Origin of the sequence: Streptomyces sp. NPDC006235 (assembly GCF_040613735.1) — a bacterium.
In the GTDB taxonomy this organism is placed as follows: domain Bacteria; phylum Actinomycetota; class Actinomycetes; order Streptomycetales; family Streptomycetaceae; genus Streptomyces.
In genome coordinates, this window is sequence record NZ_JBEXSR010000092.1 from 1 (window position 1) to 7017 (window position 7017).

General features: G+C 71.3%; 8 protein-coding genes and 2 tRNA genes. 9 read left to right on the plus strand and 1 reads right to left on the minus strand.

Annotation, left to right across the window (positions count from 1 at the left end):
* Window positions 1-88 precede the first annotated feature (88 nt).
* Window positions 89-1345 (minus strand): amidohydrolase family protein, encoded by a 1257-nt coding sequence (locus ABZ192_RS42860; protein WP_356929878.1) that lies wholly within the window; start codon window positions 1343-1345, stop codon window positions 89-91.
* Between the two features lie 236 nt (window positions 1346-1581).
* Between ABZ192_RS42860 and ABZ192_RS42865 the strand changes: the two genes are divergently transcribed.
* The 9 genes from ABZ192_RS42865 to ABZ192_RS42905 all read left to right on the plus strand — a co-directional run bounded on the left by ABZ192_RS42865 (window position 1582) and on the right by ABZ192_RS42905 (window position 6786).
* Window positions 1582-1654 (plus strand) — tRNA-Thr (locus tag ABZ192_RS42865).
* A gap of 47 nt (window positions 1655-1701) precedes the next feature.
* A tRNA-Met gene (locus ABZ192_RS42870) sits at window positions 1702-1774 on the plus strand.
* Between the two features lie 88 nt (window positions 1775-1862).
* The gene (rpmG, locus tag ABZ192_RS42875) at window positions 1863-2027 is read left to right on the plus strand and encodes a 50S ribosomal protein L33 (RefSeq protein WP_003948671.1); all 165 of its coding nucleotides are present in this window, start codon (window positions 1863-1865) and stop codon (window positions 2025-2027) included.
* Between the two features lie 100 nt (window positions 2028-2127).
* Window positions 2128-2580, plus strand: coding sequence for a MaoC family dehydratase N-terminal domain-containing protein (locus ABZ192_RS42880; RefSeq protein ID WP_356929879.1), 453 nt, complete (start codon window positions 2128-2130; stop codon window positions 2578-2580).
* Window positions 2581-2588: 8 nt separating this feature from the next.
* The gene (locus ABZ192_RS42885) at window positions 2589-3017 is read left to right on the plus strand and encodes a MaoC family dehydratase (RefSeq protein ID WP_356929884.1); all 429 of its coding nucleotides are present in this window, start codon (window positions 2589-2591) and stop codon (window positions 3015-3017) included.
* Between the two features lie 111 nt (window positions 3018-3128).
* On the plus strand, window positions 3129-3698 hold the full coding sequence (locus tag ABZ192_RS42890; RefSeq protein ID WP_356929880.1) for a TetR/AcrR family transcriptional regulator: 570 nt from the start codon (window positions 3129-3131) through the stop codon (window positions 3696-3698).
* Window positions 3699-3791: 93 nt separating this feature from the next.
* The gene (locus ABZ192_RS42895; protein ID WP_356929881.1) at window positions 3792-5228 is read left to right on the plus strand and encodes an MFS transporter; all 1437 of its coding nucleotides are present in this window, start codon (window positions 3792-3794) and stop codon (window positions 5226-5228) included.
* Between the two features lie 26 nt (window positions 5229-5254).
* Window positions 5255-5635 carry a DUF3291 domain-containing protein gene (locus ABZ192_RS42900; protein WP_356929882.1) on the plus strand — a complete coding sequence of 127 codons (381 nt, stop codon included), beginning with the start codon at window positions 5255-5257 and terminating at the stop codon, window positions 5633-5635.
* A 95-nt stretch (window positions 5636-5730) separates the two neighbouring features.
* Complete coding sequence (locus ABZ192_RS42905; protein WP_356929883.1) at window positions 5731-6786, plus strand: UDP-N-acetylmuramate dehydrogenase; 1056 nt, start codon at window positions 5731-5733, stop codon at window positions 6784-6786.
* The last annotated feature ends 231 nt before the right edge of the window (window positions 6787-7017 follow it).

A 7017-nucleotide genomic window follows, 5' to 3' on the forward strand; every position in this document is an offset into this window, starting at 1 on the left:
CAAAGGCTCGATCACCGTCCACGCAGCGTCAGATATCTCCCCATCCCTCACGACCGACCCAACGATCAGATGATCGGAAAGACACTGCCTAGGACAACTGCCCCCGCCCCTGCCGCGGCAGCCCCAGCTCCACCGAAGCCGCCGAACTGCAGTACTCCCGCACCGCGCTGGTCCGCGCCACCACACGCCCCCGGTGCACCACCACGCGGCTGTACGCCAGCGACAGCGCCCCCGCGAGCCCGTTCCCGCGCACGGCGAGCAACTCGGCCGGGAAACCCGCCTCCACCCGCACCTCCGGCAGCCCCAGCACCGCCCGCGCCGACCCGCTCACCGCGTCGTACGCCTCCCCGGGCGACAGGCCGTAGCGCGACGCCAGCAGGAACGCCGCCTCCAGCGGGTCGCCGCGCCCCACGGGGTTCGACACGTCCCGCAGCGCCCCGCTCCCGGCGGCCACCCGCACCCCGGCCGCGCGCAGCAGCCGCACCGGAGCCGCCCCCCGCCGGTCCACGCCACCGCAGCCGCCCTGCGGCAAGCACACCACCGACACCCCGGCCGCCGCCAGTTGGTCCGCGGTCCGCGAGGCCACCTCGGAGGGCAGCCGGCCGAGATCGCCGCACGGGCTGAGGGTCACCCCGGGGCGCAGCCCGCCCGCCATCGCCGCGAGCCGGGCCAGCCGCGCCGGATCCCCGGCGTCCGTGTGCAGGTCGACGGGACAGCCGTGCTCGGAGGCCACCTCCAGGACCGCCTCCACGTACCCCGTCGGATCCGGGTCGAGATCCGGCCGGCCGCCCACCACCGAGGCGCCCATCTTCACCGCGTCCCGCAACACCGCCAGCCCGTCCGCCCCGGCCACCCCGGTCAGCACCCGGGGCATCGCCACCGCCGTCAGCTCCGCCAGCCCCCGCAGCGCCCGCCGCGCCTGCAACACGGCCGCCAGCACCCCCAGCCCCTGCACGTCCCCCACCCGCACATGGGCCCGCACCGCCGTCGCCCCGTGCCCGAGCTGGAGCAGCGCGGCCTCGGTCGCCCGCCGCTGGACGTCCTGGGGCTCGTACGAGACGGGGCCCTGGGCGTCGGCCGACAACGCCGTGTCGGCGTGCGCGTGCGGTTCGGCCGGGGCCGGCAGCAGCAGATAGCCGCCGAGATCCACTCGCTCTCCGCACGCGCGCGTGCCGCCCGCCGCCAGGCTGCCGGCCGTGCCGACCGCCTCGATGCGCCCGCCGACCAGCCGTACGTCCACGGTCCGGCCGTCGGTGAGCCGCGCACCGCACAGCAGCAGCGACGACGGGTCGGCCGGTCCCGGCGAGGACGAGGGGGGCGGTGGCTGCGGCTGGCTGTCGGGCATCGCGCTCCTGGGGCTCGGCTGCGCACGCGAGGACGCATGATCACTCAGAGTGAGTCGAGCCTAGGACGGCCTCCCGTCCGTCGCGGGGAGGAGCGCAATAGTCGTACCGGCGTGGTCCGCCGTGCGGAACGAGAGGCGCGCGCGAGGCTGCTGTGCGGACGGTGGTGCGGCCCGGGCGGGTACCCCGAAACGGATTTGGGCGAACGGCCGCGGAGCGTGTAATGTCTTCATCGCTCGCCCCAATAGCTCAGTCGGCAGAGCGTCTCCATGGTAAGGAGAAGGTCAACGGTTCGATTCCGTTTTGGGGCTCTGGTGTGGCTGGTTCCCGTCGCGAGGCGGGGGCCCGATCACATCAAAGCGGTGTAGCTCAGTCGGTAGAGCAAGCGGCTCATAATCGCTGTGTCACCGGTTCAAGTCCGGTCACCGCTACTGACAGTAGCCGATTGCGGGGTCGGTCCTTCGATCGGCTACTCTTCTTGCGTTAAACAGTCCATCCGTTCGTCTTAGGAGCACTCACGTGGCTGCCACCGACGTCCGCCCGAAGATCACGCTGGCCTGCGTGGAGTGCAAGGAGCGGAACTACATCACCAAGAAGAACCGGCGTAACAACCCGGACCGTCTTGAGATGAAGAAGCACTGCCCGCGTTGCAACGCGCACACCGCGCACCGCGAAACGCGATAAATCAGGCTCGTACACGAGGCCGTTCCCGAGTGATCGGGGGCGGCCTCGCGTCGTTGAATGACCCGTACCGTTCAGTAGCGGAACCAGGAGGTGCCGGGCCATGGCGCTCGACCAGTCCTTCGTGGGGCGGACGTACCCGCCCACCGAGCCCTACGAGGTGGGCCGGGAGAAGATCCGTGAGTTCGCCGAGGCGGTCGGGGACGCCAACCCGGCGTACACGGACGCGGAGGCCGCCAAGGCGCTCGGCCACCCCGATGTGATCGCGCCGCCGACCTTCGTCTTCTCGATCACGTTCAAGGCCGCCGGGCAGGTCGTCCAGGACCCCCAGCTCGGCCTGGACTACAGCCGCGTGGTGCACGGCGACCAGAAGTTCGCCTACCGCCGCCCGGTCCGCGCCGGTGACCGGCTCACGGTCACCTCCACCATCGAGGCGATCAAGTCCCTCGCGGGCAACGACATCGTGGACATCCGCGGCGAGGTCCACGACGAGGCCGGCGAGCACGTCGTGACCGCCTGGACCAAGCTCGTGGCCCGCGCGGCCGAGGAGGCGTGAGCGATCCCATGACGGCGAAGATCTCCTACTCTGACGTCGAGGTCGGCACCGAACTGCCCGCGCAGAGCTTCCCCGTGACCCGCGCGACCCTCGTCCAGTACGCGGGCGCCTCCGGCGACTTCAATCCGATCCACTGGAACGAGAAGTTCGCCAAGGAGGTCGGCCTGCCGGACGTCATCGCGCACGGCATGTTCACCATGGCCGAGGCGATCCGCGTGGTCACCGACTGGACCGGCGACCCGGGCGCGGTCGTCGAGTACGGCGTCCGTTTCACCAAGCCGGTCGTCGTCCCGAACGACGACCAGGGCGCCGTGATCGAGGTCGCCGGCAAGGTCGCGGCCAAGCTCGACGACAACACCGTCCGCGTGGACCTCACGGCGACGAGCGCGGGGCAGAAGGTGCTCGGCATGTCGCGTGCGGTCGTGCGGCTGGCCTGAGACGGCAGACGACCTGGTAAGGGGCGCTCTCCAGGGTGAGGCGCCCCTTATTCGCACCTGGCCATCGACACTCGCTTGACGTAGTTAGTGATTGAGTACTAACTTACTCGCATGGCCAGGATGAGTGCGGAGGAGAGGCGCGAGAGCGTCATCCGCGCGGCGACGATCGAATTCGCCCGCGGCGGCTACCACGGCACGTCCACCGAGGCGATCGCCCGGCGGGTCGGTGTCTCGCAGCCGTATCTCTTCAGGCTCTTCCCCGGCAAGAAGGCGATCTTCCTGGCGGCGGCAGAGCGGTGCGTGGAAGACACGATCCGCACTTTCGCGGAGGCCTCCGAGGGGCTGTCGGGCGAAGAGGCCCTGCACGCCATGGGAAACGCGTACACCAAGGTCATCGCGGAGCGGCCCGAGCGGCTCATGATGCAGATGCAGATGTACGTCGCCGTGAAGGCGGCCGAGGAAGAGGGCGACCAGGAGTTCGGCGAGTCGGTGCGCGCCGGCTGGATGCGGCTGTGGGACACGGTTCATGTGCCGCTGGGTGGCGACGTCAGCGAGACGACGACCTTCATGGCCTACGGGATGCTCATCAACTGCCTGGCGGCCATGGGCTTCCCTCCCGAACACCGCGTCTGGGAGGGGCTGTACCCGTCGGCGCGGCTCAAGGGCCGGCTGGAGATCTGACAGGGAAGGCGGGAATGCTGCCCTTTTTCATGATCTCAAAAGTTAGTGATCAATAACTAAGCCGATCAAGCGAATCACCTCTCTGGGGGAGAGATGTCACAGCAGACCGCACGCCGCGGGGGAGCCGCCTGGGCCCTCGTCATCACCAGCGTCGCCGGATTCATGGCGGCCCTCGACAACCTCGTCGTCACCACCGCCCTGCCCTCCATCCGGGAGGACCTCGGCGGGGGACTGCACGACCTGGAATGGACCGTGAGCGCCTACACGCTCACCTTCGCCGTCCTGCTGATGTTCGGCGCGGCCCTCGGCGACCGGTTCGGCCGCCGCCGGCTCTTCATCGCCGGGCTCGCCGTCTTCACCGGCGCCTCCGCCGCGGCGGCCCTGGCACCGGGCATCGACTCCCTCATCGCCGCCCGCGCGATCCAGGGCGCCGGCGCGGCGGTGATGATGCCGCTGACACTCACCCTGCTCACCGCAGCCGTGCCCGCCGCCAAGCGGGGCATGGCGTACGGCATCTGGGGAGCCGTCAACGGACTCGCCGTCGCCTCCGGGCCGCTGGTCGGCGGCACCCTCACCGAGCACATCTCCTGGCAGTGGATCTTCTGGCTGAACGTCCCGCTCGGTCTGGCCCTGCTGCCCCTCGCCCGCCTCCGCCTCGCCGAGTCCCACGGCACCGGCGCCCCGCTCGACATACCCGGCACCCTGCTCGCCAGCAGCGGCCTCTTCGGCATCGTCTACGGCCTGGTCCGCGGCCCCGTCGACGGCTGGACCGGCTCGGTGGTCCTGACGGGCCTGTTCGCGGGCTCCGCACTCCTCACCGGATTCGTCCTCTACAGCGCGCGTGCCGCCAACCCCATGCTCCCGATGCGGCTCTTCCGCTCCCGGGCCTTCGCCGGCATCAACGCGGCGAGCCTGCTGATGTTCCTCGGCATGTTCGGCTCGATCTTCCTGCTCAGCCAGTACATGCAGGGCGTCCTCGGCTACTCGCCCACCGAGGCGGGCCTCAGGATGCTGCCCTGGACCGGCATGCCGATGCTGGTCGCCCCGATCGCAGGCATCCTCGCCGACCGCATCGGCGGCCGCCCGGTCGTCGCCGCGGGCCTGTTCCTCCAGGCCCTGGGCCTCGGCTACATGTCGGTCGTGGCCACGGCGGACGCCTCCTACGCCGCCCAGCTGCCCGCCCTGATCGTCAGCGGCATCGGCATGGCCCTGTTCTTCGCCCCCGCCTCGCACCTGGTGATGTCCAGCGTCCGGCCCTCGGAGCAGGGCATCGCCTCCGGTGCCAACAACGCCCTGCGCGAGGTGGGCGGAGCGCTCGGCATCGCCGTCATGGCGTCGATCTTCGCGGCGCAGGGCGGCTACGAGACCGGCCAGACCTTCGTCGACGGCATGCGCCCCGCACTGGTGACGGGCTCCGCGGTCGTCGCCCTCGCGGGCGTCGCGGCCCTGCTGATCCCGACCCGGCGACGCGCCGAGCCGCAGGCCGCCCCGGCCGAACCGGCCCCCGTCCTGGAGACCGCGTCCCACTGACCGCGACGACCCGAAGGAGAACGGTCATGCCCACCCTTCCCTGGACCGTCCCCAACACCCCGCCCCGCGACATCGAGGTGCACGTCTTCGCCTCCCGTTTCGAGACGCGCACCCTGTGGGGAGCGCTGAAGTTCCTCGCCGGGACGCCCGCCGTCTGGCGCCAGGTGCGCCGCAGCCCCGGCGTCTACGGGGCGACCCTGAAGGCGAAGCCCCTCCGACGGACCTTCTGGACGCTGTCCGCCTGGGAGTCCAAGGCCGCACTCCAGGACTTCGTCCGCGCGGGCGCTCACGGACCCACTGCCCGGGGCCTCGCCCCGCAGATGAAGGACGCGAGCTTCACCACATGGCAGGCCGGCAGCGACGACCTCCCGCTCTCCTGGCCGGAGGCGATGCGCCGCCTGCCCTGAACGACACCACGCGCGCGTGCGGCCCCCGTCTCCCGGACAGGGGCCGCACGCACGCGTGCCGGAGCCTGTCAGTGCCGTCTCGTACTCTTGAGCCCGTGCTGGAACTCCACGACGCCCCCCTCGCCCCGCTGACCACCTTCCGGCTGGGCGGCCCCGCGACCCGGCTGGTCACCGCGACGACGGACGACGAAGTGATCGCCGTCGTCCGCGAAGCCGACGAGACGGGCACCCCGCTGCTCGTCATCGGCGGCGGCTCCAACCTGGTCATCGGCGACAAGGGCTTCGAGGGCACCGCCCTCGTCATCGCCACCAAGGGCTACTCCCTCGACGGCACGAGACTGGAACTGGCCGCCGGCGAAGTGTGGAGCGACGCCGTCGCCCGCACGGTGGAAGCGGGCCTGGCCGGCATCGAGTGCCTGGCCGGCATCCCCGGCTCGGCCGGCGCGACCCCCATCCAGAACGTCGGGGCGTACGGCCAGGAAGTCTCCTCGACGATCACGGAGGTCGTCGCCTACGACCGCCGGACCGGCGAGACGGTCACCCTGGCCAACGAGGACTGCGCCTTCTCCTACCGCCACAGCCGCTTCAAGTCCGACCCCGAGCGCTACGTGGTCCTGCGCGTCCGCTTCGCTCTGGAGGACGCCGAGGGCCTGTCCGCCCCCCTCAGGTACGCCGAGACGGCCCGCGCCCTCGGAGTCGAGGCCGGCGACCGCGTCCCGCTCGCCTCGGCCCGCGACACCGTGCTCAAGCTGCGCGCCGGCAAGGGCATGGTCCTGGACCCCGAGGACCACGACACGTGGTCGGCGGGCTCCTTCTTCACCAACCCGATCCTCACGGACGCCGATTTCGCGACGTTCCGCGCGCGGGTGCGGGAGCGCCTCGGTGAGGGGGTGGAGCCGCCCGCGTATCCCGCGGGGGCGGGCCGCACCAAGACCTCCGCGGCCTGGCTGATCGACAAGGCGGGCTTCACGAAGGGCTACGGCGACGGGCCGGCCCGCATCTCCACGAAGCACACCCTGGCGCTTACGAACCGGGGTACGGCGACCACGGAGGATCTGCTCGCCCTGGCCCGCGAGGTCGTGGCCGGGGTCCGCGAGGCCTTCGGGATCACGCTGGTGAACGAGCCGGTGACGGTGGGAGTGAGCCTGTAGGCACCCGGCGTCGGTGCCGGGGCCGGGGCCGGGTGGGTGCGCAGCCCGGCGGAGCGGGATGCCGCTGCGCCCACCCGTGCCGCCTGGGGGCACTCCCAGGCCCTTGAGGCACTGGGGGAGGCACGACTGCCCGCAGCTAGGCGGTTTCGTTTGGATCATCGGGCGGACCAGAGGAAGATGCCCGCGATGTGGAGTCCGGCCAGGTAGATGGTGGCGGTCTTCTCGTAGCGG